Below are 24,400 nucleotides of genomic sequence, written 5' to 3'. Positions count from 1 at the left end.
TCCGCATCCGCATCCGCACCCGCCCCCGCCGGGCCCCGCCACCCCCGCCACCCCGCACCGAGCCCCGGGACGAAGACGGTCGCGGGTTACGTTGGTCGCAGGCCGCACCTGAGCCGACCGAACGGAGCCCGCGATGCCCTTCACCCGCCTGGCCACGGCGACCACCCCGACCTGCCACCTCGGACTGGGCCTCGCCGCCGTCGGCCGCCCCGGCTACCTCAACCTCGGACGCGACGGCGACCTCGGCGCGGACCGCAGTGTCGACGCGCTGCGCGCCCGTACCCACGAACTCCTCGACGCCGCCTACGCCCAGGGCGTGCGCTACTTCGACGCCGCCCGCTCCTACGGCCGCTCCGAGGAGTTCCTCGCCTCGTGGCTCGCGGCCCGCCCGGACGCCGCGGACGCGGTCGTCGGCAGCAAGTGGGGCTACACCTACACCGCCGGCTGGTCCACCGACGCCGAGCGGCACGAGGTCAAGGACCACGGCCTCGCCACCTTCGAGCGCCAGCGCGCGGAGACCGGCGCTCTCCTCGGTGACCGGCTCGACCTCTACCAGATCCACTCGGTGACCCCCGACAGCCCGGCCCTCACCGACCGGGACCTGCACGTCCGGCTCGCCGGGGCCGCCGCCGACGGCGTCACGATCGGCTTCTCCACCAGCGGCCCCGCCCAGGCCGACGCCATCCGCGCCGCGCTCGCCGTGACCGTCGACGGCGAGCCCCTCTTCCGTACCGTCCAGTCGACGTACAACGCGCTGGAGACCTCCGCCGGCCCCGCGCTCGCCGAGGCGCACGACGCCGGGCTCACCGTGATCGTCAAGGAGGGCATGGCCAACGGCCGGCTCGCCGGGCGGTACGCCCCGGACGCGCTGCGGGGCGTCGCCGAGGAGACCGGCCTCGGCTGCGACGCGGTCGCCCTCGCGCTGGTCCTGCGGCAGCCCTGGGCGGGGGTGGTCCTCTCCGGCGCCGCGACCGTGGGTCAGCTCGGCTCCAACCTGCACGCGGCGGCCGTGGACCTCGACGACGACCGGGCGGCCCGCCTCGCCGCGCTGGCCGAGGACCCGCACGCCTACTGGGAGCGGCGCGGACAACTGCCCTGGCACTGAGCCCGAGCCGACCCGGTGCGTGACCCGCACCCGCCCGTAGTGAGACATCAATGTCTCACGTGAGTTACAGTTGTCTCATGGCTGTCGACCGTGACCATGTGCTGCGCACCGCCGCCGCGCTGCTGACCCGCAAGTCCACCGCGACCCTCGACGACGTCGCCCGGGCCGCCGGGATCAGCCGCGCGACGCTGCACCGCCACTTCGCCGGGCGCGACGCCCTGGTACGGGCGCTGGAGGCGCTCGGCATCGCCGAGTGCGAGGCGGCCCTCGACGCGGCGCGTCCCGACGAGGGGCCCGCGGCCGACGCGGTACGGCGGCTGATCCGGGAGATCGAGCCGTCCGCCGGGCTGCTGGCCTTCCTCTACACCGAGAACCAGCTCTTCGAGGGCGAGGAGCTGAACGAGGGCTGGGCCCGGCTCGACGGCCGGCTGGCCGCACTCTTCCGGCGCGGCCAGGAGCGCGGCGAGTTCCGGATCGACCTCACCCCCGCCTGGCTCACCGAAGCGCTCTACGGCCTGCTGGCCTCCGCCGCCTGGGCCGTCGCGGAGGGCCGCGTGGCCCGCAACGACTTCACCCGCATGACCGCCGAACTGCTGCTCGGCGGCGCCGTACGGAGAGAGTGACCTGACCATGACCAGCACCCTGCGCCCGGCCGAAGCGAGCGGGGCGGCGCGGCGCCCCGGCCGCTGGGCGGCGCTGTCCGTCCTCGTCCTGGCCGTGCTGCTGGTGGCCGTGGACGCCACCGTCCTCGGCCTCGCCACCCCCTACATCAGCGAGGACCTCACACCCTCCGGCACCCAGTTGCTGTGGATCGGCGACATCTACTCGTTCGCCATCGCCGGCCTGCTCGTCTCCATGGGCGGCCTCGGCGACCGCGTCGGCCGCAAACGGACACTGCTCGCCGGCGCCACCGCGTTCGGCGCGATATCCGTGCTCAACGCCTACGCGTCCACCCCCGAACTGCTGATCGTCGCCCGCGCCCTGCTCGGCGTCGCGGGCGCCACCCTGATGCCCGCCACCCTGGCCCTGATCCGCAACCTCTTCCACGACCCGCGCGAGCGCAGCCTCGCCGTCGGCATCTGGGGCGCCGCCGCCTCCGCGGGCACCGCGGTCGGCCCGATCGCCGGCGGGTTCCTGCTGGAGCACTTCTGGTGGGGCTCGGTCTTCCTGATCAACCTGCCCGTGATGGCCGTCCTGGTCCTCGTCGGCGTCAAGACGCTGCCGGAGTCCCGCGACCCCGACCCCGGCCCCTGGGACGCGGCCGGTGTCGCCCTCTCCCTGGTCGGCATGGTCGCGGTCGTCTACGCGGTCAAGGAGGCCGCCGCGCACGGGTTCGCCTGGGGCACCCTCGGCGCCGGTCTGCTGGGCGCCGCCGCCCTGTACGGGTTCGTGCGCCGGCAGCTCACCCTGCCGGTCCCGCTGCTCGACATGCGGCTCTTCGGCAACCGCGGCTTCAGCGGCGCGGTCCTCGCCGACCTGCTGACCGTCCTCGGCCTGTCCGGGCTGGTCTTCTTCCTCTCCCAGTACCTGCAACTGGTGCAGGGCAGGGGGCCCTTCGAGGCCGGTCTCGCCGAACTGCCCGCCGCGATCGGCGCGGTGGCGGCCGGTCTGATCGCGGGCCGCGCGGCCCGCCGCCTGTCCGTGCGGGCCGTGGTCTGCGGCGGACTGGCCGCCGTCGGCCTCGCCCTCGCCGCGCTGACCGTCCTCGACCAGGACACCGGCTATCCGCTGCTGGGCACCGCCCTGCTGGTCGTCGGCGTCGGCGCCGGATTCGCGTTCACCGTCACCGCCGACGTGATCCTCTCCAGCGTGCCCAAGAAGCAGGCGGGCGCGGCCGCCGCGGTCTCCGAGACGGCGTACGAACTCGGCGCCGCCCTCGGTATCGCCCTGCTCGGCTCCATCGTGACCGGCGTCTACCGGGACTTCACCGGCCCGGCCGGCACCCCGGCCGCCGCCCACGAGTCGCTGGGCGGCGCCGTGGAGGCCGCCGCCCACCTGCCCGCCGCCCCGGCGGCGGCGATGCTGGACGCCGCCCGGCAGTCCTTCGTCGACGGGCTGGCGCTCGCCGCGGGCCTCGGCGCGGCCGTCCTGCTCGCCGCCGCGGTCGCCGCCTGGTTCCTGCTGCGCGGCCAGAAACTGGACGACACGACGGAGCCCGGACCTGAGCACGGAGCCGAGCACGGAGCCGAGCGCGGTGCCGAGCGCGGTGCCGAGCACGGAACGAAGCACGGCTGCTAGTCCCGGCACCGGACGAGGTACGCGGAACGGCGGGCCGCCCGTGAGGGGCGGCCCGCCGTTCCGTGCGTTCCGTGCGTTCCGTGCGTTGCGTGCGGTGCGTGCGGTGCGTGCGTTTCGTGCGGTGCGGCGCGCGGTTACGCCGCCTTCTTCGCCTTCGTGGCGTACATGTCCACGTACTCCTGGCCCGACAGCAGCATGACCTCGGTCATCACCGAGTCGGTCACCGCCCGCAGCACGTACCGGTCGCGGTCCATGCCCTCGTAGCGGGAGAACTCCAGCGGCTCGCCGAAGCGGACCGTGACCCGGCCCGGGCGCGGCAGGCCCTTGCCGCCGGGCTGGAGCTTGTCGGTGCCGACCATCGCGAACGGGACCACCGGGGCGCCGGTCATCAGGGTCAGGCGGGCGATGCCGGTACGGCCGCGGTAGAGACGGCCGTCGGGGGAGCGGGTGCCCTCGGGGTAGATGCCGAAGACCCGGCCCTCCTCCAGGATCCGGCGGCCGGTCATCAGCGCCGCGACCCCGCCGTTGGCGCCGTCCCGGTCCACCGGGATCATGCCGACGCCGGTGAAGAACCAGGCCATCAGGCGGCCCTTGAGGCCCTTGCCGGTGACGTACTCGTCCTTGCCGATGAAGTGCACCTGCCGCCGCGAGACCAGGGGGAGGATCATCGAGTCGATGAACGTGACGTGGTTGCCGGCCAGGATCACCGGCCCCTCGCCCGGAATGTTCTCCACGCCCTCCACCCGTAGGCGGAACATCAGGCGCATGATCGGGCCGAGCACTGCCTTGATGAGTGCGAAGCGGGACAACAGGTCCTCCGGTGTCAGGGAGACGGATTCGAGTGGTCTCGGCGAGGCGGTACGAGTCTGTGCAGGTGAGGACATTACTCGCGGCCCGGGGGGTCGCGCACGTCGGGTTCACCGAGGTCTTACACGGTGTTGACGCGGGCTCACCTGCTGTGGCACGGCGTCGCACGCCCGAAATCCGCCCGGAACGATGTGACGCAGGTCGCGCCCCCCGCGTGTCCTCCCGGGCGTCCCCGCCCCGCGGGGCCCGGCGACGACGGCCGGCGTCCGGGTACCCCGCGCGGGCGCCGCGAAGCCGACGGGTCGTCAGCCGTTCCGGCGCCGGCGGCCCGGGGAACGACCGGAACGCCCCGCGCGACAGGCGACATCCGGTGTCACCCCCGTGTTCCGCGCGAGGTCTCCCGGCGGTCATGGACGCGCACCTACGATCGGCCCGCATCTGACGAGGCGACGGCTGGAGGGCTCATGGCGGCACAGGGGTCGGAACGGGGTTTCGGACACGGTTCGGAACGAGGTTCGGACGAGCGGGCGGGCGGCACCGGACGGCGGGCGCTCCTGGGCGCGGCGGTGCTCGGCGCGGGCGGCGCGGTACTGGGCCTGTCCGGCACGGCGAGCGCCGCCGGCGGCCGGGGCGGGCAGGGTGCCGGCGTGAAGGGCCTGCCGGTCCCGACGATCGTCGGCCACCGCGGCGCCAGCGGCTACCGGCCCGAGCACACCCTGGGCTCCTACCAGCTCGCCCTGGACCTGGGCGCCCACATCGTGGAGGCCGGCGACCTGGTGCCCACCAAGGACGGTCACCTGGTCTGCCGGCACGAACCGGAGATCGGCTCCACCACGGACGTCGCCGCCCACCCCGAGTTCGCCGACCGCAAGCGCACCAAGCTGCTGGACGGTGTCTCCACCACCGGCTGGTTCACCGAGGACTTCACCCTCGCAGAGCTGAAGACGCTCCGCGCCACCGAGCGCATCCCGGCCAACCGCCCGCACAACACCCTCTACGACGGCCGCTGGGAGATCCCCACCTTCGAGGAGGTGCTGCGCTGGCAGGACGAGCAGACCCGTAAGCGCGGCAAGCAGGTCTGGATCTACCCCGAGCTGAAGCACCCCACCTACTTCCGGGGGCTCGGCCTGCCCACCGAGGAGCGGCTCGCCCGGCTCCTGCGCAAGTACGGCAAGGACAAGAAGAACTCGCCCGTCATCGTCCAGTCCTTCGAGCCCACCAGCATCCAGCGGATGAACCGGCTCGTGGCCAACCCGCTCGCCGTGCTGCTCTCCGGGGCGGGCAGCCGCCCCTGGGACTTCGTGGCGAGCGGCGACCCGCGCACGGTGGCCGACCTCATCACCCCCACCGGGCTGAAGGAGATCGCCACGTACGCGCAGGGCATCGGCCCGGACCTGTCCCTGATCATTCCCAGGGACGCGGCCGGCCGCCTCACCGAGCCCACCACCCTGGTCCGCGACGCGCACCGGGCGGGCCTGATCCTGCACCCCTACACCCTGCGCAACGAGAACCCCTTCCTGCCCGCCGACTTCCGCCAGGGCACCGACGCCGACGCCTACGGCGATGTCTTCGGCGCCTACCGCGCCTACTTCGCCACCGGCATCGACGGCATCTTCACCGACCAGCCGGACACCGGCCTGCTGGCCCGCGAGGAGTTCGTCAACGGCTGAGCGGCACACCCCCGCATGGGGTGACTTACGGCCGCCCGGGGCAACCCCCGCCCGGGCGGCCGCGTCGCACTGCATATGACGCACGACCTGGTCACCCACCTGCGCCCGCTGCTCACCGCCGAAGCCACCGCCGAGGCATATGCCTCCGGCACCGAGCCCGGCGACCTGGAGCAGGCGGTCTGGCTCCGCCTCCTGGAACGCCTGGAGGCCGACGGCCCGCCCCCCGACCCGCACCGCTGGCTGCGCACCGCCGTCCGCAGCGAGGCCCGCCGCACCCTGCGCACCGCCCGCCTCGAACGTCCCTACCCGGCCGAACCCGTCGACCCCGCCGCCCGCGGCCCGGAACAGCTCGCGCTCGCCGCCGCCCGCGGCCGGGCCCTGCACGAGGCCGTACGCCGGCTGCCCGGCCGCTGCCCCCGGCTGATGGAGGCGATGCTGTCGCCGCAGGACCTGACCTACCGGGAGATCGCCGGGGAGTTGGGTATGTCACAGGGCAGTCTTGGGCCGGAACGTTCCCGATGTCTGGCATGTCTGCGGCGATTGCTGGCACCGGAGGTTGCGGGCGGCTGACGGCGGGGATAGGAGTGAGGAACAACAGGCGATCAGGTGAGCGGGAGGCATGCGCACATGGGCATGAGCGTGACCATCTCGGCGGCGGCCGGACCGGACGCCGAGCAGATCTTCCGGCTGCGGTACCTCTGCTTCCAGAGCGAGGCCGCGCTGTACGGCAACTACCGCATCGCCCCGCTCGTCCAGAGCCTCGACTCCGTGCGCGAGGAGGTCGCCCAGGACCGGGTCTTCGTGGCGCGTCTCGGCGACGAGGTGGTCGGCTCGGTGCGCGGCCGGGTCGCCGAGGACGGATCGGCCGCCATCGGCACCCTCTGCGTCCATCCCCGCCTCCAGGGCCACGGCATCGGCGCCCGCCTGCTGAAGGCGGCCGAGGCGGCCCTCGCCGGGGAGCCCGGCGTGACCCGCTTCCGCCTCCACACCGGCCACCGCGGCGAGGGCGGCCTGCGGCTGTACCACCGGGTCGGCTACGAGACGGTGGGCACCGCCGCGGGCGGCGCCGACGGCGTCCCCATGATCGTCCTGGAGAAGCGGGCGGAGGCGTACGCCACGACGGCGTGAGCACCGCGCCCGGACCGCCGCGTCGGCCCGCCCGCGCACCCGCATCACCGCAGACGGCACGGACGCCGCCCGACAGCCTCTCGGACGGCGTCCCCGGCGCGGAGCCAGGAGGACAGCCCGTCGGCGCGACACCAGGAGGGCACCCCCCGGCACGGCCTCAGGCGGAGCCGGCCCGCCGCGGCCTCAGGCGGCGCTCGCCCGGCGCGCGGACCTCCGCAGCCAGTACAGCGCGCTGACCGGCAGCAGCACGGGGATGAACAGGTATCCCATCCCGTACTGCGACCACACGGTCGCGTCCGGGAAGGCGGACGGTTCGATCAGCGTCCAGGTGCCCACGATCAGCACCCCCGCCAGCTCGGCCGCGCAGCAGATCCGCGCCGCCCGCCGGGCCGCCGGGCCGCCGCGCACCAGGGTGTAGGTGATGAAGCCGTACACCAGACCCGCCACCGCGGAGAGCGAGTAGGCGAGCGGCGCCCGGTCGAACTCGGTGGCGATCTGGTAGGCGGACCGCGACACGGCACCGACGACCATCACGCCGTACAGCCAGACCAGCAGGATGCCGGGCCCGGCGATCAGCCGCGTACCGGCCGGTTTCCCCTCGGTCGCCACCATGTCAGCCTCCCCAGATGTCGTAGAGCCGCACCTGAAGGACGGCGAGGACGACACCGCCGGCGGCCACCGTCACCGAGCCCCAGCGGGTCCGCTCGGCCAGCGACATGAACCCCGCCGCCGGAACGCACGCGAAGGCGCCCAGCAGATAGGACACGAAGATCACCGTGCCCTGCTCCGGGTCCTCGCCCCGCGCCAGCCGCACGATCCCGATCACGAGCTGCGCCAGGGTCAGCACCGTCACCACGGCCATGCCGATGAAGTGCCAGTCCTTCGTCGGCTGGTCACGGTAGGCGGCCCAGCCGCACCAGGCGGCGAGCAGCAGCGCGGCGACGCCGGTCAGCAGCGTCAGGACGTCAAGCATGGCAGTGACCTTATTACGGCGGAAAAGACCCGCTGGAGCCGACCCCGTCCGGCCCTGCCCGCTCGGCGCCCGCGCCCTCGGTGTCGACCCGGCCGACCGCGTCGTCGTCGAGGACGCCCCCGCCGGACTCCGGGCCGGCCGCGCCGCCGGGACGGCGACCGTGGCGTTGACCACAACCCACCGGGCCGGCGAACTCGGCGTCCACCTGGTCGTCGACCACCTCGCGGCCCGGTCGGCACTGGTCACCGGCGGGGGAGTGGAGATCACCGCCCGGGACTGACCCGCCAACCCGCCCACCGGCGCTTTCCCACCGCTGTCCACCATCCGGACGGGGTGTGCCCGGTCGCGAGGACCGGTCTGCTTTACTTGCCGCATGACCACGACGAGCGACCGCACCCTTGCGACCGAGGCGACCATGACGCCCGGTGCTCGTTGTATGTGTCGAATGTGCGCCTGCTAGAGGGCCCCCGCACCACCTGAGCCTCGCGCCCCGAAGCGAGAGCCGGCCCCCGTGCGCCGCACGCCACCGGGCCGGCGCTGACCCGCGCACACGTTTCTCCCCCGGTTCCTCCGCCACGAGAACCGTGCCGCGTCCCTGACCGAAAGCACCCGTGCCGGGCCCCCTCGCGCCCGCGCACTCGACAGTGACGGAAACCCACGTGATCACCACCTCGGGCCTCACGAAGGTCTACCGCTCCCGCGGCCGGGAGGTCACCGCCCTGGACGGCGTCGACCTGCACGTCCGCGAAGGCGAGGTGTACGGCGTCATCGGCCAGTCCGGCGCCGGCAAGTCCTCGCTCATCCGCTGCGTCAACCTCCTGGAGCGGCCCACCTCCGGCACGGTCACCGTCGCCGGACAGGACCTCACCGCACTGGCCGGCCGCGGCCAGCGCGCCGGGCGGGAGCTGCGGCAGGCGCGCAGCCGGATCGGCATGGTCTTCCAGCACTTCAACCTGCTCTCCACCCGGACCGTGCGGGACAACGTCGAACTGCCGCTGGAGATCCTCGGCAGCACCGGCAAGGAACGCTCCCGCAAGGCGCTGGAACTGCTCGACCTGGTCGGTCTGGCCGACCAGGCCAAGGCGTACCCCGCCCAGCTCTCCGGCGGCCAGAAGCAGCGCGTCGGCATCGCCCGCGCCCTGGCCGGCGACCCCAAGGTGCTGCTCTCCGACGAGGCCACCAGCGCCCTCGACCCGGAGACCACCCGCTCCATCCTCCAGTTGCTGCGCGACCTCAACCGCCAGCTCGGACTGACCGTCCTGCTCATCACCCACGAGATGGACGTCGTCAAGAGCGTCTGCGACTCGGCCGCCCTGATGGAACAGGGCCGCATCGTGGAGTCCGGCACCGTCGGCGAACTGCTCGCCACCCCCGGCTCCGAACTGGCCGCCGCGCTCTTCCCGGTGAGCGGCGCGGCGAGCGCGCGGGACCGCACCGTGCTCGACGTCACCTTCCACGGCGAGGCCGCCACCCAGCCGGTCATCTCGCAGCTCTCCCGCACCTACAACATCGACATCTCGATCCTGGGCGCCGCCATCGACACCGTCGGCGGCCTCCAGATCGGCCGCATGCGCATCGAACTGCCCGGCCGCTACGAGGACAACGTCGTGCCGGTCGGCTTCCTGCGCGAGCAGGGCCTGCAGATCGACGTGGTCGGCGAGGACCAGCCCTCGCTGGTGAAGGAAGGCGCGCGATGAACTGGTCCGAGATGCAGCCGCTGCTGACCCAGGCGTGTCAGGAGACACTGGTCATGGTCGCCTGGTCCACCCTGATCGCCGTGGTCGGCGGACTGCCCATCGGCATCCTGCTCGTCCTCACCGACCGGGACGGCCTGCTGCAGAACACCGTGGTGAACAAGGTCCTCGGGCAGATCGTGAACATCGCCCGCTCGATGCCGTTCATCATCCTCATGGTCGCCCTGATGAGCTTCACCCGCTGGATCACGGGGACCACCATCGGCTCCACCGCCGCGATCGTGCCGCTGGCCATCGGCGGCATCCCCTTCTTCGCCCGGCTGGTGGAGACGGCCGTGCGCGAGGTGGACGGCGGGCTGGTCGAGGCGGTCCAGTCGATGGGCGGCTCCACCTGGACGATCGTCCGCAAGGTCCTCGTCCCCGAGGCCCTGCCCTCGCTGATCGCCTCCACCACGACCACCGTCATCGCCCTCATCGGCTACTCCGCCATGGCCGGCACGGTCGGCGGCGGCGGCCTCGGCGACCTCGCCGTCCGCTACGGCTACCAGCGCTTCGAGACCGGCCTGATGTGGATCACCGTGGCGGTCCTCGCGGTCGCCATCTCCCTGATCCAGCTAGCCGGCGACACCACCGCCCGCACCCTGCACCGGCGCGGCGGCCGCTCCGGCCCCGGCCCGAGGCTGCGGCTGCTCAAGGCGAAGGAGCCCGCGGCCGCCGACATCGGCAAGGTCGCCTGACCAGCACTGACCAGCACTGACCGGCCGGCCGCCGAGCCGCCCGCACCCACGTCCCGGACGACTCTCCCGCACCACCAGCTCCCCGAACCCCCCCCCGTAACACCGACACGGGGTCGCGTCATCCCTCAGGAAAGGCACTTTTCGTGCGTAACACCGCCAAGATCACCACCGCCGTCCTCGCCGCCGGAGCCCTCACCCTCGGACTCTCCGCCTGCGGCTCGGACAAGGACTCCGCCTCCGACACCTCCGGACCGCTGGTCGTCGCCGCGCCGCCCGTCCCGCACGCCGAGATCCTGAACTACATCAAGGACAACCTGGCGAAGAAGGCGGACCTCGACCTGGAGGTCAAGGAGTTCACCGACTACGTCACGCCGAACACGGCGACGGAGGACGGCTCGGTGGGCGCCAACTACTTCCAGACCCAGCCCTACCTCGACGACTTCAACAAGAAGAACGGCACTCACATCGTGTCCGTCGTCGATGTGCACCTGGAGCCGCTCGGCCTGTACTCGAACAAGGTGAAGACGGCCGATGACCTGAAGAGCGGCGCGACCATCGCCGTCCCGAACGACACGGTCAACGAGGGCCGCGCGCTGCGCCTGCTCGCCGCCCACGACATCATCACCCTCAAGGACGGCGTCGACACCGCGGCGACCCCCTCGGACATCACCGAGAACCCGAAGAAGCTGAAGTTCAAGGAGTTGGAGGCGGCCCAGACGCCCCGCTCCCTGGACGACGTCGACGCCGCGGTGATCAACGGCAACTACGCCATCGAGGCCGACCTCAAGCCGGCCGACGACGCCCTCGTGCTGGAGTCCGCCAAGAACAACCCGAACAGCAACCTCCTCGCCGTGAAGGAGGGCAACGAGGACGACCCGCGAGTCAAGAAGCTCGCCGAGCTCCTCAACTCCCCCGAGGTGAAGAAGTTCATCGAGGACAAGTACGCGGGCTCCGTGATCCCCACCTTCTGACCGAGTCCGCCGCCCCCGGGGTCCGCTCCCTTCCGGAGCCGACCCCGTGGTGCGTTTCGCGCCCCCGATGCTGCATGCTGGGCAGTTCAGCAGGCCCGACGGTATCGACGGTTACGGAGCGGCGCATGACGAGCACCTTCCCCAACATCTCCATCAGCACGGAGCGGTTGGTGCTGCGTCCCCTCGACGAGGACGACGTCCCCGCCCTCGCCGCCATGATGAACGACGAGCAGGTCGGCGCCTGGACCGACGTCCCCCAGCCCTTCAGCGAGGACGGCGCCCGCACCTGGATCACCGGCCGCGCCCCCGCCGAACGCGCGGCCGGCCGCGGACTCGACCTCGCCGTCACCGAGTTCCTCACCCAGCGCCTGGTCGGCATCGTCCAGCTCTCCAGAACCAACTGGCACGTACGGTCCACCGAACTGTCGTACATCGTCGCCCCCTGGGCCCGCGGCGAGGGCTACGCCTCCGAGGCCGCCCTGGCCACCGCCCAGTGGCTCTTCGGCGACCAGCGGCTCGAACGCGTCGAACTGCGCACCGCCGCCGACAACACCGCCTCCCAGCAGGTCGCCCAGAAGATCGGCTGCATCAGCGAGGGCGTGCTGCGCAACGCCTGTATAGCGCACATCCGCGCCGAGGACGGCACCTGGAGCGACGTGCGCACCGACTTCATCGTGTGGAGCCTGCTGCCCGAGGACCTCGAAGGCGGCACGGAACACCTCTCCGACACCGACTCCTTCACCGCCTTCACCGACTGGAGCTGATCGGCGCCGACCCGCCCCCCGCCCCCGGCGTCGGCCGCGGCCGTACCGGGTACGCTCACGTAGCCCGCCCGCGGACCCCCCCGCGCCGACCTGCGACGACTCCAGGAGACTGACGACAATGGCCGACCGGGTCACAGTGATCGGCTGGGACGGTTCGCCACTGACCGCGGCGGCGCGCGCCGCCCTCGGCGCCGCCACCCTCGTGGCCGGTGCCGCCCACCACCTCGCACTCGACGAGGTGCCGCCCGCCGCCGAACGCGTCCGCCTCGGCAGCGTCGCCCTCGCCGCCCGCCGCGCCGCCGGCCACCGCGGCACGGCGGTCGTCCTCGCCGACGGCGACCCCGGCTTCTTCGGTGTCGTACGCACCCTGCGCGACCCCGAGTTCGGCCTGGAGGTCGAGGTCGTCCCCGCGGTCTCCTCCGTCGCCGCCGCCTTCGCCCGCGCCGGTATGCCCTGGGACGACGCCCAGGTGGTCGTCGCCCACCCCCGCACCCTGCGCCGCGCGGTGAACGTGTGCCGCGCCCACACCAAGGTCGCCGTACTCACCTCACCGGGCGCCGGCCCGGCCGAACTCGGCCTGCTCCTCGACGGCGTCCACCGCACCTTCGTCATCTGCGAGGAACTCGGCACGACACGCGAGCGGGTCACCGTCGTCACCTCCGACAAGGCCGCCGACCACACCTGGCGGGACCCCAACGTCGTCATCGTCATCGGCGGTCCGGTCGGCCACGGCGGCGCGGGCGACGGCGCCGGCTGGATCGCCGGCCGCGACCCCGCCACCGGGCCGCGCGGCTGGTCGCTGCCGGGCGAGGAGTACGGCGGCGGCCTCGGCGAGGGGGAGACCGACCTGCTCCGCGCCGCCCAGCTCACCCGGCTCGGTCCCCGCCCCGGCGACCTGGTGTGGGACATCGGCTGCGGCAGCGGCGCGTTCGCCGTCGAGGCCGCCCGCGGCGGTGCCGCCGTCATCGCCGTCGACCGCGACCTGTCCGCCTGCGGCCGTGCCGAGTCCACCGCCCGCCGCTTCGGCGTCCAGCTCCACACCGTGCACGGCACCGCCCCGCACGTCCTGGAGAACCTGCCCGAACCGGACGTGGTCCGGGTCGGCGGCGGGGGAGCGGCCGTCGTCCTGGCCGTCGCCGACCGCCGGCCGCAGCGCATCGTCGCCCACGCCGCCACCCGCGACGACGCCGAACTCGTCGGCAGGGACCTCACCGAGCACGGCTACCGGGTCGAGTGCGCCCTCCTCCAGTCCGTGGGGATGGACACCCGGTCCTGGACCGAGACGGAGCGGAGCGTCGCGTTCCTGCTCAGCGGCACTCTGCCGGATCGCGCCCCGTGATCGGTTTGTCGTACTGCGCGCGGTAAGCTGGCCGATCGTTGTACCGCTCTCGGGCATCCGACGCTTCGTCGGGCAATGTCCGGAAAACCTGACCCTTTCGGGCGGGCTGTGGTACGGCGGGACCTGAGGGCGCGCAACGTGGCGCAGTCCACAGCGGATCGTCACGGATCAGGCTGCCGTGACGGGCGAACGACCGGAAGAATGCCACTCAATGGCTTTGTCGCCTTTTCCGGCGGGTCGTTCGTGCCGCTGGGCACGGACGCTCGTTCTTCACTGCGGGGCGGTCGGTGCGCCGTTCCGGGTGAGCTGGTCGTAGAAGCACTAACCGATGGGCGAGGGGTTCGCATGACCGACACCGGCCAGATCCCGGGCGAGGGGCTGCCGGAGAACGCAGGCATGGTGGAGCAGCCGGGCGTTCTCGTGCCCGGTGCGTACACCTACCTCTCCGAGACCACCGCCGAGGACGAGGACCTGTTGCTGCTGCCGGGCGCCCAGAGCGCCTGGGGCAACGAGGTCGCGCCGCCCGCGCCCGAGCCGGTCGTCGAGACCGTGCACGAGCCCGAGCCGCACGAGATCTCCGGCCGGGACAGCGGCTCCGTCGACCTCAGCGGCGTACGCCTGCCGAGTCCGTCGCACGCCCCGCGCCGCCCCCTCCACCTCGGCCCGCCGATCCCGGACGCCTCCGCGAGCCCCGTCCGCTCCCTCGCCGACCGGGGCCCCGCCCACGCCCCGACCCGCCCGGCGGGCCCCCCGGCCCCCGGCCCCGAGTACCTCGACGCCCCGCAGGCCGCCGTGATGTCCCCGCAGGGGGCCGTGCCCTGGGGCGTCCCGGCTCCCGTGGGTTCCGCAGCGATCCCAGCGGAAACGGTTGTTCCGGCGCCCGAGCCGGTCGGCGTGGCGGCCCAGGCGGTCATGGCGACGGCCCTCGTGGCCGACGCGGCGGACGCGGTGGGCGCGGTGGGCGCGCTGCGGGTGGCGGAGACCGGCGTCGAGCCGGACCTCGTGGCGGGTGAAGGGGTGGGTGACGGCGAGGCGCTCGGCACCTCCGAGGCGCCCGAGGCGCCTGCAGCCCAGGTGGACCACGTCCCCGGCTTCCGGACCGTCGCCCAGCTTCCCGACGGCGCCGTCGCGGGAGCCGAGGCCGGGGCCGGGGCCGGGGCCGAGGTCGGGGGCGCGGAGATGCCGGTGGCCGTCGTCGTCGGCGGTGCCCCGGAGGTGGTCCCCGGTCAGGAGCAGCCCGCCGCCGCGGCCGAGCCGCATGCCGTGCCCGGGCTGATCGCGATTCAGGAGCCGGCCGCCGAACAGGCCGCGCCCGCCCGGTTCGTGGAGCAGCCGCTCAGCGAGCAGAACAGCGCCGAGCCGGCCGTACCGGAGCACCTCGCTCCGGAGCAGCCGGTCGCCGAACAGGCCGCCCCCGAGCAGGTCGCGCCGGAACAGCCGACCGCAGAGCAGGTCGCGCCCGCCCAGCTTGTGACGGACCAGGCGGTTGCCGAGCAGACCCGGCCCGGACAGCTCATCCCGGAGCAGCCGGTCGCCGGGCAGACCGCCCCCGAGCAGGTCGCGCCGGAGTACCCGGCCGCCGGGGAGGCCGTACCGGAGCAGTTCGCCCCGGAGCAGCCGGCTGCCGGGGAGGCCGTGCCCGAGCAGTTCGCCGCCGAGCAGCCGCTTGCCGGGCAGCGCGGCTCCGGGGAGGCCGTACCGGAGCAGTCCGTTCCGGAGCAGCCGGTCGCCGGTCAGGTCGTGCCCGAGCAGTTCGTCCCGGAGCAGCCGCTCGCCGAGCCGAGCATCTCCGAGCAGGCCGCGCCGGAGCAGTCCGTACCGGAGCAGTTCGCCCCGGAGCAGCCGGTCGCCGGTCAGGTCGTGCCCGAGCAGTTCGTCCCGGAGCAGTTCGCGGAGCAGCCGCTCGCCGAGCCGAGCATCTCCGAGCCGGACGCCCCCGAGCACCTCGCCGCCGAGCAGCCGACCGCCGTTCAGCCCGTCCCCGAGCAGCCCGCCGCGCAGCAAGCCGTGGCCGCGCCGTCCGTCCAGGAGCCCCCGGCGACCGAGCAGGCGGCACCGGAGCCGAGCGCGCCCGAGCAGGTCGCCCCGGAGCCGGCCATGCTGCCGGAGTACGTCGTACCGGAGCAGCCCGCTCCTGAGCACCTGGCCGCCGCCCAGGCGGTATTCGCGGAGGCCGCACCCGAGCAGGCGCCCCCCGCTCCGGTCGCGCCCGACCAGCCCGCCGCCGCACCGGGCGCGCCCCAGGCTCCCGTCGAAGAGACCGTGCCGGTGCCGGTCGCGGCGGAGCGAGGTCTCCCGCCGGAGGCCGACCCGAGTCCCGCGGCTCTCGGAGCCGGTCCGTACCCGGAACCGGCTGTCGAGCCGGCCCCGGCGGCGGGGGTGCCGCTACCGCACCTTGCCCCCGAGCCCGCCCCGGCCGAGGCCCCGCAGCCCGAGCCCCACCCCCAGCCCGCGCAGGGCCCCCAGTCGGTCGCGTGGGAGCAGGAGACACCGGAGGCCGAGGCGACCGACGGGGAAGACCGCGAGAACCGCGAGAACCGCGAGAACCGCGAGAACCGCGAGAACCGCGAGAACCGTGTGGACCGCGAGAACCGCGAGGACCAGAAGGACGAGCACGCAGTGAGCACGGCCGCGCCCGGCTACGACAAGGCCGAACGCGAAGCGGTCCTGCGGGTCATGCGGGAACGCCGGGACATCCGCAACGGCTTCCGTACCGACCCCATCCCGCACGAGGTGCTGCTCCGGGTCCTGGAGGCCGCCCACACCGCGCCCTCCGTCGGCCACTCGCAGCCCTGGGACTTCGTCGTCATCCGGTCCGCCGACACCCGGCGCGCGATGCACGAACTCGCCGAGCGCCAGCGCGACGCGTACGCCAAGTCGCTCCCCAAGGGCCGGGCGAAGCAGTTCAAGGAAATGAAGATCGAGGCCATCCTCGACACCCCGGTGAACATCGTCGTCACCGCCGACCCGACCCGCGGCGGCCGGCACACCCTCGGCCGGCACACCCAGCCGCAGATGGCCCCGTACTCCGCCGCGCTCGCCGTCGAGAACCTCTGGCTCGCCGCCCGCGCCGAGGGCCTCGGCGTCGGCTGGGTCAGTTTCTTCGACGAGCGCGAGATGGTCCGCGCCCTGGGCCTGCCCGAGCACCTGGAGGTCGTCGCCTACCTGTGCGTCGGGTACGTCGACGAGTTCCCGGACGAGCCCGAGCTGATGCAGGCCGGCTGGTCCAAGCGCCGCCCGCTCTCCTGGGTGGTGCACGAGGAGACGTACGGCCGTCGCGCGCTGCCCGGCGAGGACCCGCACGACCTGCTCGCCGAGACCGTCGCCCAGATCCGCCCGCTGGACGCCAAGGCGCTCGGCGAGGCGTGGGAGCGGCAGAAGCGGATGACCAAGCCGGCCGGCGCGCTCGGCATGCTGGAGATCATCTCCGCCCAGCTCTCCGGGCTGTCCCGCCAGTGCCCGCCGCCGATCCCGGAGCCCGCCGCCGTCGCGGTCTTCGCCGGTGACCACGGCGTGCACGCCCAGGGCGTCACCCCCTGGCCGCAGGAGGTGACCGCCCAGATGGTGGCCAACTTCCTCGGCGGGGGAGCCGTCTGCAACGCCTTCGCCACCCAGGTCGGCGCCGAGGTGTGCGTGGTGGACGTCGGCGTCGCCGCCGAACTGCCCGCCACCCCCGGCCTGCTGCCCCGCAAGGTCCGCCCCGGCACCTGTGACATGACCACCGGCCCCGCGATGACCCGCGAGGAGGTCAAGCAGGCCATCGAGGTCGGCATCGAGACCGCCCGCGACCTGGTCGCCGCCGGGAACAAGGCGCTGCTCACCGGTGAGATGGGCATCGCCAACACCACCGCCTCCGCCGCGCTGATCTCCGTCTTCACCGGCGCCGACCCGGCCGAGGTGACCGGCCGCGGCACCGGCATCAACGACGAGACCCTCGCCCGCAAGACCGAGGTGGTCCGCCGCGCGCTGGAGATCCACCGGCCCGACCCGGCCGACCCGATCGGCGTGCTCGCCGCGGTCGGCGGCCTGGAACACGCGGCCATCGTCGGCCTGCTGCTCGGCGGCGCCTCGCTGCGCACCCCGGTCATCCTGGACGGCGTCAGCGCCGGAGCCGCGGCCCTGGTGGCCCGCGCCATCGCGCCCGAGGTGCTGGCCGCCTGCATCGCGGGTCACCGCAGCGCCGAGCCCGGCCATGTGGCCGCGCTCAACAAGCTGGGCCTGCGCCCCCTGGTCGACCTGGACCTCCGCCTCGGCGAGGGCACCGGCGCGCTGCTGGCCCTGCCGATGGTCCAGAGCACGGCCCGTGCCATGCACGAGGTCGCCACCTTCGACTCGGCGGGCGTCACAGAGAAGTAGCCCGCGCGGAAGACCCGCGCGGGAAGACCTCGCACGGAAAGACCCCGCGCGGAAAGACCCGTACGCAAGGGCAGGCGTGCGGCGGCCGGTCCCGGCGCCGCCGCCCCACCCCGCCGTACCCTGAACCCACCTCGTAAAATCCGCACGTCAGGGTTGCTCCAGAGCCGCAGCGCCCACCGCCCCCGCCAGGACGAGGAGCCGCCCTCATGGCCGCACACCCCGCCTACCCCGTAGGTCTCCGCCTGACCGGCCGACGCGTCGTCGTCCTCGGCGGCGGCCAGGTCGCCCAGCGCCGCCTCCCGGCCCTCATCGCGGCGGGCGCGGAGATCCTCCTCGTCTCGCCCGGGGCCACCCCCTCGGTCGAGGCGATGGCGGACGCCGGGGAGATCACCTGGGAGCGTCGTCCGTATGCCGACGGCGACCTCGCGGACGCCTGGTACGCCCTGATCGCCACCAGCGACGCCGAGGCCAACACCGCCGCGTCCGCCGAGGGCGAGCGGCACCGCGTGTGGTGCGTGCGCGCCGACGACGCCGACCGGGCCACCGCCTGGACCCCGGCCACCGGGACCAGCGAGGGCGTCACCGTCGCCGTGCTCACCACCGACGGCCGGGGCCGCGACCCCCGCCACACCGCCGCCATCCGGGACGCGGTCGTCGAGGGCCTGCGCGACGGCACCCTCGTCGCCCCGCACCACCGCACCCGCACCGCGGGCGTCGCCCTGGTCGGCGGCGGCCCCGGCGACCCGGATCTGATCACGGTGCGCGGCCGGCGCCTCCTCGCCGAGGCCGACGTCGTCATCGCCGACCGCCTCGGCCCCCGTGACCTGCTCGCCGAGCTGCCGCCGCACGTCGAGGTGATCGACGCGGCGAAGATCCCGTACGGCCGGTACATGGCCCAGGAGGCCATCAACCACGCGCTGATCGAGCACGCCAAGCAGGGCAAGGCCGTCGTCCGGCTCAAGGGCGGCGACCCGTACGTCTTCGGGCGGGGCATGGAGGAACTGCACGCGCTCGCCGAGGCCGGCATCACCTGCACGGTCGTCCCCGGCATCTCCAGCTCCATCTCGGTGCCGGGCGCCGCCGGTATCCCCGTCACCCACCGCGGCGTCGCGCACGAGTTCACCGTGGTCAGCGGCCATGTCGCCCCCGACGACGCGCGTTCCCTGGTCGACTGGGCCTCCCTCGCCAAGCTGACCGGCACCCTCGTGATCCTCATGGGCGTCGACAAGATCGGGAAGATCGCCGAGACGCTGGTCGCGCACGGCAAGTCCCCCGACACCCCGGTCGCCCTCGTCCAGGAGGGCACCACCGCCGCCCAGCGCCGCGTCGACGCGACGCTGGAGACGGTCGCCGAGACGGTCGTCGCGCGGGACGTCAGGCCGCCCGCCGTCATCGTCGTCGGCGAGGTCGTCCGCGTCGGCCCGCACGGGACGGCGTGACATGGCCGAACCGGTCCTCGTCACCGACCCCGGTGACCCGCGTCTGCACGACTACACCGACCTGACCGACGTCGCCCTGCGGCGCCGCCGGGAACCCGCCGAGGGACTGTTCATCGCCGAGGGCGAGAAGGTCATCCGCCGGGCCGGGGACGCCGGCTACGCGATGCGGTCGATGCTGCTGTCGGCCAAGTGGGTCGACGTGATGCGCGACGTCATCGAGCGCAGCGACGCGCCGGTCTACCTGGTGGAGCCGGACCTCGCCGAACAGGTCACCGGCTACCACGTGCACCGCGGCGCCCTCGCCGCCATGGCGCGCAAGGCCCCGGCCGCCCCCGCCGACCTCCTCGCGGGCGCCCGCCGGGTCGCCGTCTTCGAGGACATCGTCGACCACGCCAACGTGGGCGCCGCCTTCCGCAACGCCGCCGCCCTCGGTGTCGACGCGGTCCTCCTCACCCCGCGCTGCGCCGACCCGCTGTACCGCAGGTCGGTCAAGGTCTCGATGGGCAACGTCTTCCAGGTGCCGTGGACCCGGCTGAAGTCCTGGCCGCACGACATCGAGACCCTGCGCTCGGCGGGGTTCACGGTCGCCGCGCTCTGTCTGAGCGACCGCGCGATCACCCTCGACGCACTCGCCGCCCGGAACCCCGACCGGCTCGCCCTGCTCTTCGGCACCGAGGGCGACGGCCTCACCCCCGGCGCGCTCGCCGCCGCCGACGAGCACGTCCGCATCCCGATGGACGCCGGCGTCGACTCCCTCAATGTGGCCGCCGCCTCGGCCGTGGCCTTCTACGCGACCCGCCCCCGCCCCGCCTGACCTCAAGGACACCTCGCGCGAAGGCGGCCGGCGGCATCCGGGTGTGAGCAGGTGAGGTACAGGCGCTGAACGTGCCGTACGCCTCAGCCCGCGCCGCGCCACCCGATGGCCGCCGGGGCCACCGGGGCCACCGGGGCCACCGGGGCCGCCGGAACCGTCGCGGCCCGCGCCTGCTGCGACCGCACCCCGTCCCGCTCGCCGCCGAGCCCCCGGGACGGCCCCTGGCAGCCCTGCGCCGCGGCGATGGCCAGCGCGACCAGCAGCGTGACCACGACGAACACGAACAGCCGCTGGCGCAGCAGCCGGGGATTGGCGGGGCGCCGCCCGGTGCCCGTCGGCCGGGACGACGGCCGCCTCGCCCCGCCGCGTGACATGGGCCGGCCGCCACCGGAGCGGGTGGTGCTCCGGCCGGTGTCACGGGAGGCGGGGGTGTTCCTGGACCCGGACCGCGGTCCCGCGCCGCCGCCGGTCCGCGAAGGGGTGCCGCCGCGCGGGGGAGTGCCCCCGCGCGGCGCGCCGATCCCTCGCGAGCCGGTCGCCCCGCGCGCCGGACCGGAGCGCCGGACCCCGCCCGTGCCCCGCGCACCCGTGGTGTCCCGGGGGCCGGAGCCGCCCGTGCCCCGGGGCGCGGGGGTGCCCGGCGCACCCTGCGGCCGCCGCTGCGGCCGGTCGGGATAGGTGTCGGCGATCCGGCCGGTGGGCCGGTCCGCCTCTCCGGCGCGGGGGCTGGGCGGCCGTACGTCGGTGAGTCCCTGGGCCTCCCGCGCGGCGATCTCCTTGAGCCGCAGCGAGAGCTGGAGCGTGCTGGGCCGCTCCTCGGGGTTCTTCGCCAGGCAGGCCCGCACCAGCGGGGCGACCGCGTCCGGAACGCCGTGGAGCTGCGCCTCCTCGTGCACCACGCGGTACAGCATCACCTCGGAACTGCCGTGCCCGAAGGGTGAGTCGCCCATGGAGGCGTACGCGAGGGTGGCCCCGAGCGAGAACACGTCCGTGGCCGGTGTCACGGTGGCCCCGCGCACCTGCTCCGGCGCGAGGAAGCCGGGGGAGCCCACCGCCGTGCCGACGTGCGTCAGCGTCGAGGCGCCCGTCGCCCAGGCGATGCCGAAGTCGATGATCCGCGGGCCCTTGGGGGAGAGGAGGATGTTCGACGGCTTCAGGTCGCGGTGCACCACCCCGGCCTCGTGCACGGCGACCAGCCCTTCGGACAGGGCGGCGCCGACGGCGGCGACGTCCGCCGCGCCGAGCGGGCCCTCGTCGGCGACCTTGTCGTGCAGGGAGGGGCCGGGCACGTACTGCGTGGCGAACCACGGACGCTCCGCCTCCAGATCGGCCGCGACCAGCCGGGCGGTGCACCCGCCCCGGATCCGGCGGGCGGCGGACACCTCGCGCGCGAACCGCGAACGGAACTCCTGATCCTCCGCCAGATCGGGCCGGATCACCTTCAGCGCGACCCGCTGCCCCTTCTTGTCGGAGCCCAGGTAGACCACGCCCATCCCACCCGCGCCGAGCCGCCTGTGAAGCCTGAACGAGCCGACGACGCGCGGGTCCTCGCGCCTCAGGCGCATCATCGCCATGTTCATCCCCGCTGCCCGGTCCCTGTGACGAGCGACAGCTTACGTTTCCCCGGCCGCCCGTGCGCAGAGGCCGCGCCCTCCGGAGGCGATCGATTGTCAGTGCCCGGTGGGAGAATTGAGAGGTGGTCAGGGAACGGGCGGGCGGACCGGGCCGGTTCCGCGCGCCTGCCCAACCGGACGTCGGCGAAGGGGGATTGGCTCCGTGAAGGGTGACCGTGTGGAGATAGTCGTGGATGCGGGAGACACCACCCGCACCTACGAGATGGTGGCGAGCCGCGCGGGCCGCCGGGTGGAGACGGCGGTACGCCGGGGCGTGGTGGAGGTGAGCGAAGTCACTCGCAACGGCTCGGTGATCCGGACGGCCCGGTTCATGGCCAACCGTGTGCTGGCACTGGTCGAGCAGCCGGTCCCGCGAGAGGACAGCTCGGAGAAAACGGGGCAGAGCGGATAGCCCCTCGGGGAAGACCCCGACGCCCGGGCCGAAGTCTCCACCCAGGGGAGTACGCCCCTGGGCGGGGCTCATCCTCGGGGAGGCCCGGCAATCGGTACGAGGGCATGACGTGCGGTGCGCGCCGGACGCCTAGATTTGAGGTCAAGCGGCGGGTGCAGCACTCGTCCCCCGAGGTCAGACGCCCGCCGCTGTCAAGAACAGACCGATTCGGTCAGGAGAGGGACCATGGCCCAGACGGCACCGCGGACGCTGATCCGCACGCAGGAACGCTGGTTCGCCGCGTTGCCACGCGGTCGTCGGCAGGGTCGTCGTCACCCGTTGGTGGCGACCGTGATGGCCCTTCCCCTGGCGGTCCTGCTCCTCCTCGTCTTCGACGGGTGGGAGACAGTGGCCACACAAGCGTCGTCCGTGGGTGTGATGCTGGGGCGCTGAGCGGCGACCCCAGGCCCGGAAGAGCGGTCCGGGCGGGGACATCCATCCATGAAACCCCGTGGGGACGGGGGTGCGGCGGACGGCAAAAGATGCCGGCGTAGCTGGGGAGCTACGCCGGCATTGCTGTGCCCGCACCCATAGCCATAGCCATAGCCGCAGCCGCAGCCGCAGCCGCAGCCGCAGCCGCAGCCGCAGCCGCAGCCGCAGCCGCAGCCGCAGCCGCAGCCAAAGCCGCCGCCCACCCCGACGCCGCCTACCCGCGAACCCCGGCCGAGCCCCACCCCCGCAGCCGCACCCGCGTAGCCCCACCCCCGTACCCTCACCCCGTGACGACGGACCCGATCCTCCCGGCCCTGACCGCCCGAGTCCGGGCGACGGCCCACGCCCGCACTCCGACCTGCCCCTGCCCTGCGGGCTCTGCGGGCTCCGCGGGCTCCGAGGGCTTCGGGGGCTCCGCGGGCTCCGGGGGCTCCGCGGGCTCGGCAGGTCGTTCAGGCCCCGCGGTCACACTCGCCGACCGCCCCGACGCGACCGTCGTCCGTCACGCCGGCACCGTCGCCAAGGCCCACGCCCCGGACGCCGACCCGCAGGGCCTGGCCCGGCGCGTCGCCCTCGCCGCCCGGCTCCCCGGCATCCTGCTCCCTCCGCTCGACCCGGCCCCCGTCACCCTGCACGACCGCCTCGTGACCTTCTGGCCGTACGGCATCCCCGTCGACCCGGACCACCCCGGCGCCGCCCCCTGGGAAGCGGCCGGCACCCTCCTCGCCCGCCTCCACCGCACCCCCGCCCCGGCCGGCACCCCCGCCATGCGCGGCCCCGCCAAGGCCGCCGCCGCCCTCACCCGCCTGCGCGCCGCCGCCCGGCACGACCCCCGGGCGACGCCGGTCCTGCGGGCCTGGTCCGCGCTGCCGCCCTGGGCCCGCGACGAGGAGCCCTGGCCGGACAACCCCGTCCTGTGCCACGGCGACCTCCACCTCGGCCAGCTCGTGCGCCACCCCGCGCCCGACGGCCCCTGGCTGCTGATAGACGTCGACGACCTGGGCGTGGGCGCCCCGGCCTGGGACCTCGCCCGCCCGGCCGCCTGGTACGCCTGCGGGCTGCTCCCGCCCGAGGAGTGGACCCGTTTCCTGACCGCCTACCGCGTCGCCGGCGGCCCGGCCGTCCCGCCGCACGGCGACCCCTGGCCGGCCCTGGACACGGCGGCCCGCGCCCTCACCGCCCAGACCGCCGCCCGGGCCCTGACCAAGGCGATCGAGGCGGACCGCCCGCTGGACGAGGTGGACGGCGCGGTGGTCGACGCCTGCGCGCGGATGGCCGCCCTCCCGGTGGAGTTGAGCGCGAGTCACGCGAAGTAGGGTGCAACCGACCGCGGCCGGGCAGTGTCTGTCCCGGCGGAACGCGAAGCAGGACCGACCGGCGAGGAGTTGAGCCGAACATGCAGTGTCCGAAGTGCCACGCAGCGATGCACACGTACAACCGCAACGGCGTCCAGATCGAGCAGTGCAGCAACTGCCGCGGGATATTCCTGGACTACGGCGAGCTGGAGGCGCTGACCCGGCTGGAGTCCCAGTGGTCGCAGCCGGCCCCGCCGCCCCAGGGCATCCCGCAGGCGTACCCCCAGGCCGCTCCGGCCGCCCCCGCCTGGGGCGCCCCGCACGGCGGTCACGGCGGTCACGGCCACCACGGCCACCACCGCGACAAGGGCTTCGGACGCATGCTGTTCTCCAGCTGACAGCCGGTCGCCGGCCCGCCGGGCCGGCGACAGAAAACCCCCGGCCGTACGAGACGGCCGGGGGTTTTCCGGGTGGTGGACGATACTGGGATTGAACCAGTGACCTCTTCCGTGTCAGGGAAGCGCTCTCCCGCTGAGCTAATCGTCCTCGGGACCACAGCCCGGAGGCGGTGGAC

General features: G+C 74.1%; 23 protein-coding genes and 1 tRNA gene. 19 read left to right on the top strand and 5 right to left on the bottom strand.

The genetic code is table 11. The features are described 5' to 3' along the window. Positions 1 to 133: 133 nt before the first annotated feature. From ABEB00_RS09925 to ABEB00_RS09915, 3 genes are all read left to right on the top strand, one after another. Positions 134 to 1,105, top strand: a complete 972-nt coding sequence (locus ABEB00_RS09925) for an aldo/keto reductase (protein ID WP_345618830.1) — start codon at positions 134 to 136, stop codon at positions 1,103 to 1,105. 77 nt (positions 1,106 to 1,182) lie between these two features. Beyond that, entirely contained in the window at positions 1,183 to 1,728 is a 546-nt protein-coding gene (locus ABEB00_RS09920; protein WP_345618828.1) for a TetR/AcrR family transcriptional regulator, read from the top strand. A gap of 7 nt (positions 1,729 to 1,735) precedes the next feature. Next, positions 1,736 to 3,343, top strand: coding sequence for an MFS transporter (locus ABEB00_RS09915; protein ID WP_345618827.1), 1,608 nt, complete (start codon positions 1,736 to 1,738; stop codon positions 3,341 to 3,343). 134 nt (positions 3,344 to 3,477) lie between these two features. Here ABEB00_RS09915 and ABEB00_RS09910 read toward each other — a convergent pair whose 3' ends face one another. Beyond that, positions 3,478 to 4,170: a lysophospholipid acyltransferase family protein gene (locus ABEB00_RS09910; RefSeq protein ID WP_345618867.1), complete on the bottom strand. Its 693-nt coding sequence runs from the start codon at positions 4,168 to 4,170 to the stop codon at positions 3,478 to 3,480. 444 nt (positions 4,171 to 4,614) lie between these two features. Between ABEB00_RS09910 and ABEB00_RS09905 the strand changes: the two genes are divergently transcribed. The 3 genes from ABEB00_RS09905 to ABEB00_RS09895 all read left to right on the top strand — a co-directional run bounded on the left by ABEB00_RS09905 (position 4,615) and on the right by ABEB00_RS09895 (position 6,948). After that, entirely contained in the window at positions 4,615 to 5,820 is a 1,206-nt protein-coding gene (locus ABEB00_RS09905) for a glycerophosphodiester phosphodiesterase (protein ID WP_345618826.1), read from the top strand. A 75-nt stretch (positions 5,821 to 5,895) separates the two neighbouring features. Beyond that, positions 5,896 to 6,390: an RNA polymerase sigma factor gene (locus tag ABEB00_RS09900; RefSeq protein WP_345618825.1), complete on the top strand. Its 495-nt coding sequence runs from the start codon at positions 5,896 to 5,898 to the stop codon at positions 6,388 to 6,390. 57 nt (positions 6,391 to 6,447) lie between these two features. Next, entirely contained in the window at positions 6,448 to 6,948 is a 501-nt protein-coding gene (locus ABEB00_RS09895) for a GNAT family N-acetyltransferase (protein ID WP_345618824.1), read from the top strand. Between the two features lie 183 nt (positions 6,949 to 7,131). On the opposite strand, the gene ABEB00_RS09890 is transcribed toward ABEB00_RS09895, so the two are convergent. Beyond that, positions 7,132 to 7,560 (bottom strand): hypothetical protein, encoded by a 429-nt coding sequence (locus ABEB00_RS09890; protein ID WP_345618823.1) that lies wholly within the window; start codon positions 7,558 to 7,560, stop codon positions 7,132 to 7,134. 1 nt (position 7,561) lies between these two features. Then, a complete protein-coding gene (locus ABEB00_RS09885; RefSeq protein WP_345618821.1) occupies positions 7,562 to 7,921 on the bottom strand; it encodes a hypothetical protein in 360 nt (119 codons plus the stop codon). On the opposite strand from ABEB00_RS09885, the gene ABEB00_RS09880 reads away from it, so the two are divergent. The 9 genes from ABEB00_RS09880 to ABEB00_RS09840 all read left to right on the top strand — a co-directional run bounded on the left by ABEB00_RS09880 (position 7,920) and on the right by ABEB00_RS09840 (position 20,035). After that, positions 7,920 to 8,201: an HAD family hydrolase gene (locus ABEB00_RS09880; protein WP_425586467.1), complete on the top strand. Its 282-nt coding sequence runs from the start codon at positions 7,920 to 7,922 to the stop codon at positions 8,199 to 8,201. The genes ABEB00_RS09885 and ABEB00_RS09880 overlap by 2 nt on opposite strands. Positions 8,202 to 8,580: 379 nt before the next feature. Further along, positions 8,581 to 9,618, top strand: coding sequence for a methionine ABC transporter ATP-binding protein (locus ABEB00_RS09875; RefSeq protein ID WP_345618820.1), 1,038 nt, complete (start codon positions 8,581 to 8,583; stop codon positions 9,616 to 9,618). Then, positions 9,615 to 10,352 carry a methionine ABC transporter permease gene (locus ABEB00_RS09870; protein ID WP_345618819.1) on the top strand — a complete coding sequence of 246 codons (738 nt, stop codon included), beginning with the start codon at positions 9,615 to 9,617 and terminating at the stop codon, positions 10,350 to 10,352. Before ABEB00_RS09875 ends, ABEB00_RS09870 begins: the two co-directional genes overlap by 4 nt. 143 nt (positions 10,353 to 10,495) lie before the next feature. Beyond that, positions 10,496 to 11,323 (top strand): MetQ/NlpA family ABC transporter substrate-binding protein, encoded by an 828-nt coding sequence (locus ABEB00_RS09865; RefSeq protein WP_345618818.1) that lies wholly within the window; start codon positions 10,496 to 10,498, stop codon positions 11,321 to 11,323. A gap of 125 nt (positions 11,324 to 11,448) precedes the next feature. Beyond that, positions 11,449 to 12,087: a GNAT family N-acetyltransferase gene (locus ABEB00_RS09860; RefSeq protein ID WP_345618817.1), complete on the top strand. Its 639-nt coding sequence runs from the start codon at positions 11,449 to 11,451 to the stop codon at positions 12,085 to 12,087. Between the two features lie 118 nt (positions 12,088 to 12,205). After that, entirely contained in the window at positions 12,206 to 13,426 is a 1,221-nt protein-coding gene (cbiE, locus tag ABEB00_RS09855) for a precorrin-6y C5,15-methyltransferase (decarboxylating) subunit CbiE (RefSeq protein ID WP_345618815.1), read from the top strand. Between the two features lie 345 nt (positions 13,427 to 13,771). After that, the gene (cobT, locus tag ABEB00_RS09850; protein ID WP_345618814.1) at positions 13,772 to 17,782 is read left to right on the top strand and encodes a nicotinate-nucleotide--dimethylbenzimidazole phosphoribosyltransferase; all 4,011 of its coding nucleotides are present in this window, start codon (positions 13,772 to 13,774) and stop codon (positions 17,780 to 17,782) included. A gap of 206 nt (positions 17,783 to 17,988) precedes the next feature. Continuing rightward, positions 17,989 to 19,221 carry a uroporphyrinogen-III C-methyltransferase gene (cobA, locus tag ABEB00_RS09845; RefSeq protein WP_345618813.1) on the top strand — a complete coding sequence of 411 codons (1,233 nt, stop codon included), beginning with the start codon at positions 17,989 to 17,991 and terminating at the stop codon, positions 19,219 to 19,221. Position 19,222: 1 nt separating this feature from the next. After that, positions 19,223 to 20,035 carry a TrmH family RNA methyltransferase gene (locus tag ABEB00_RS09840; RefSeq protein WP_345618812.1) on the top strand — a complete coding sequence of 271 codons (813 nt, stop codon included), beginning with the start codon at positions 19,223 to 19,225 and terminating at the stop codon, positions 20,033 to 20,035. A gap of 83 nt (positions 20,036 to 20,118) precedes the next feature. Here the strand turns inward: ABEB00_RS09840 and ABEB00_RS09835 are convergent, their stop codons facing one another. Beyond that, the gene (locus ABEB00_RS09835; protein WP_345618810.1) at positions 20,119 to 21,615 is read right to left on the bottom strand and encodes a serine/threonine-protein kinase; all 1,497 of its coding nucleotides are present in this window, start codon (positions 21,613 to 21,615) and stop codon (positions 20,119 to 20,121) included. Between the two features lie 196 nt (positions 21,616 to 21,811). Between ABEB00_RS09835 and ABEB00_RS09830 the strand changes: the two genes are divergently transcribed. The 4 genes from ABEB00_RS09830 (at position 21,812) to ABEB00_RS09815 (ending at position 24,224) form a co-directional block, all read left to right on the top strand. Continuing rightward, positions 21,812 to 22,060 carry a hypothetical protein gene (locus ABEB00_RS09830; RefSeq protein ID WP_345618808.1) on the top strand — a complete coding sequence of 83 codons (249 nt, stop codon included), beginning with the start codon at positions 21,812 to 21,814 and terminating at the stop codon, positions 22,058 to 22,060. A gap of 225 nt (positions 22,061 to 22,285) precedes the next feature. Beyond that, entirely contained in the window at positions 22,286 to 22,492 is a 207-nt protein-coding gene (locus tag ABEB00_RS09825) for a hypothetical protein (protein WP_345618807.1), read from the top strand. Between the two features lie 326 nt (positions 22,493 to 22,818). Continuing rightward, entirely contained in the window at positions 22,819 to 23,847 is a 1,029-nt protein-coding gene (locus ABEB00_RS09820; protein WP_345618805.1) for a phosphotransferase family protein, read from the top strand. An 80-nt stretch (positions 23,848 to 23,927) separates the two neighbouring features. After that, the gene (locus ABEB00_RS09815) at positions 23,928 to 24,224 is read left to right on the top strand and encodes a TFIIB-type zinc ribbon-containing protein (RefSeq protein WP_345618804.1); all 297 of its coding nucleotides are present in this window, start codon (positions 23,928 to 23,930) and stop codon (positions 24,222 to 24,224) included. A 73-nt stretch (positions 24,225 to 24,297) separates the two neighbouring features. On the opposite strand, the gene ABEB00_RS09810 is transcribed toward ABEB00_RS09815, so the two are convergent. Continuing rightward, a tRNA-Val gene (locus ABEB00_RS09810) sits at positions 24,298 to 24,372 on the bottom strand. Positions 24,373 to 24,400 lie beyond the last annotated feature (28 nt).

This window comes from Streptomyces ziwulingensis, from assembly GCF_039542605.1.
Taxonomy (GTDB): Bacteria; Actinomycetota; Actinomycetes; order Streptomycetales; family Streptomycetaceae; genus Streptomyces; species Streptomyces ziwulingensis.
The sequence above is the reverse complement of the archived record's forward strand: the minus strand, read 5'-3'. Positions and strand labels throughout refer to the sequence as shown.

Bases quoted from the DNA above. Each gene is read 5' to 3' on its own strand.
- cobT (WP_345618814.1), top strand. From the start codon at position 13,772: ATGACCGACACCGGCCAGATCCCGGGCGAGGGGCTGCCGGAGAACGCA.
- ABEB00_RS09870 (WP_345618819.1), top strand. From the start codon at position 9,615: ATGAACTGGTCCGAGATGCAGCCGCTGCTGACCCAGGCGTGTCAGGAG.
- cbiE (WP_345618815.1), top strand. From the start codon at position 12,206: ATGGCCGACCGGGTCACAGTGATCGGCTGGGACGGTTCGCCACTGACC.
- ABEB00_RS09895 (WP_345618824.1), top strand. From the start codon at position 6,448: ATGGGCATGAGCGTGACCATCTCGGCGGCGGCCGGACCGGACGCCGAG.
- ABEB00_RS09905 (WP_345618826.1), top strand. From the start codon at position 4,615: ATGGCGGCACAGGGGTCGGAACGGGGTTTCGGACACGGTTCGGAACGA.
- ABEB00_RS09890 (WP_345618823.1), bottom strand. From the start codon at position 7,560: ATGGTGGCGACCGAGGGGAAACCGGCCGGTACGCGGCTGATCGCCGGG.
- ABEB00_RS09815 (WP_345618804.1), top strand. From the start codon at position 23,928: ATGCAGTGTCCGAAGTGCCACGCAGCGATGCACACGTACAACCGCAAC.
- ABEB00_RS09860 (WP_345618817.1), top strand. From the start codon at position 11,449: ATGACGAGCACCTTCCCCAACATCTCCATCAGCACGGAGCGGTTGGTG.
- ABEB00_RS09880 (WP_425586467.1), top strand. From the start codon at position 7,920: ATGGCAGTGACCTTATTACGGCGGAAAAGACCCGCTGGAGCCGACCCC.
- ABEB00_RS09915 (WP_345618827.1), top strand. From the start codon at position 1,736: ATGACCAGCACCCTGCGCCCGGCCGAAGCGAGCGGGGCGGCGCGGCGC.
- ABEB00_RS09925 (WP_345618830.1), top strand. From the start codon at position 134: ATGCCCTTCACCCGCCTGGCCACGGCGACCACCCCGACCTGCCACCTC.
- cobA (WP_345618813.1), top strand. From the start codon at position 17,989: ATGGCCGCACACCCCGCCTACCCCGTAGGTCTCCGCCTGACCGGCCGA.
- ABEB00_RS09920 (WP_345618828.1), top strand. From the start codon at position 1,183: ATGGCTGTCGACCGTGACCATGTGCTGCGCACCGCCGCCGCGCTGCTG.
- ABEB00_RS09835 (WP_345618810.1), bottom strand. From the start codon at position 21,615: ATGAACATGGCGATGATGCGCCTGAGGCGCGAGGACCCGCGCGTCGTC.
- ABEB00_RS09885 (WP_345618821.1), bottom strand. From the start codon at position 7,921: ATGCTTGACGTCCTGACGCTGCTGACCGGCGTCGCCGCGCTGCTGCTC.
- ABEB00_RS09900 (WP_345618825.1), top strand. From the start codon at position 5,896: ATGACGCACGACCTGGTCACCCACCTGCGCCCGCTGCTCACCGCCGAA.
- ABEB00_RS09825 (WP_345618807.1), top strand. From the start codon at position 22,286: ATGGCCCAGACGGCACCGCGGACGCTGATCCGCACGCAGGAACGCTGG.
- ABEB00_RS09840 (WP_345618812.1), top strand. From the start codon at position 19,223: ATGGCCGAACCGGTCCTCGTCACCGACCCCGGTGACCCGCGTCTGCAC.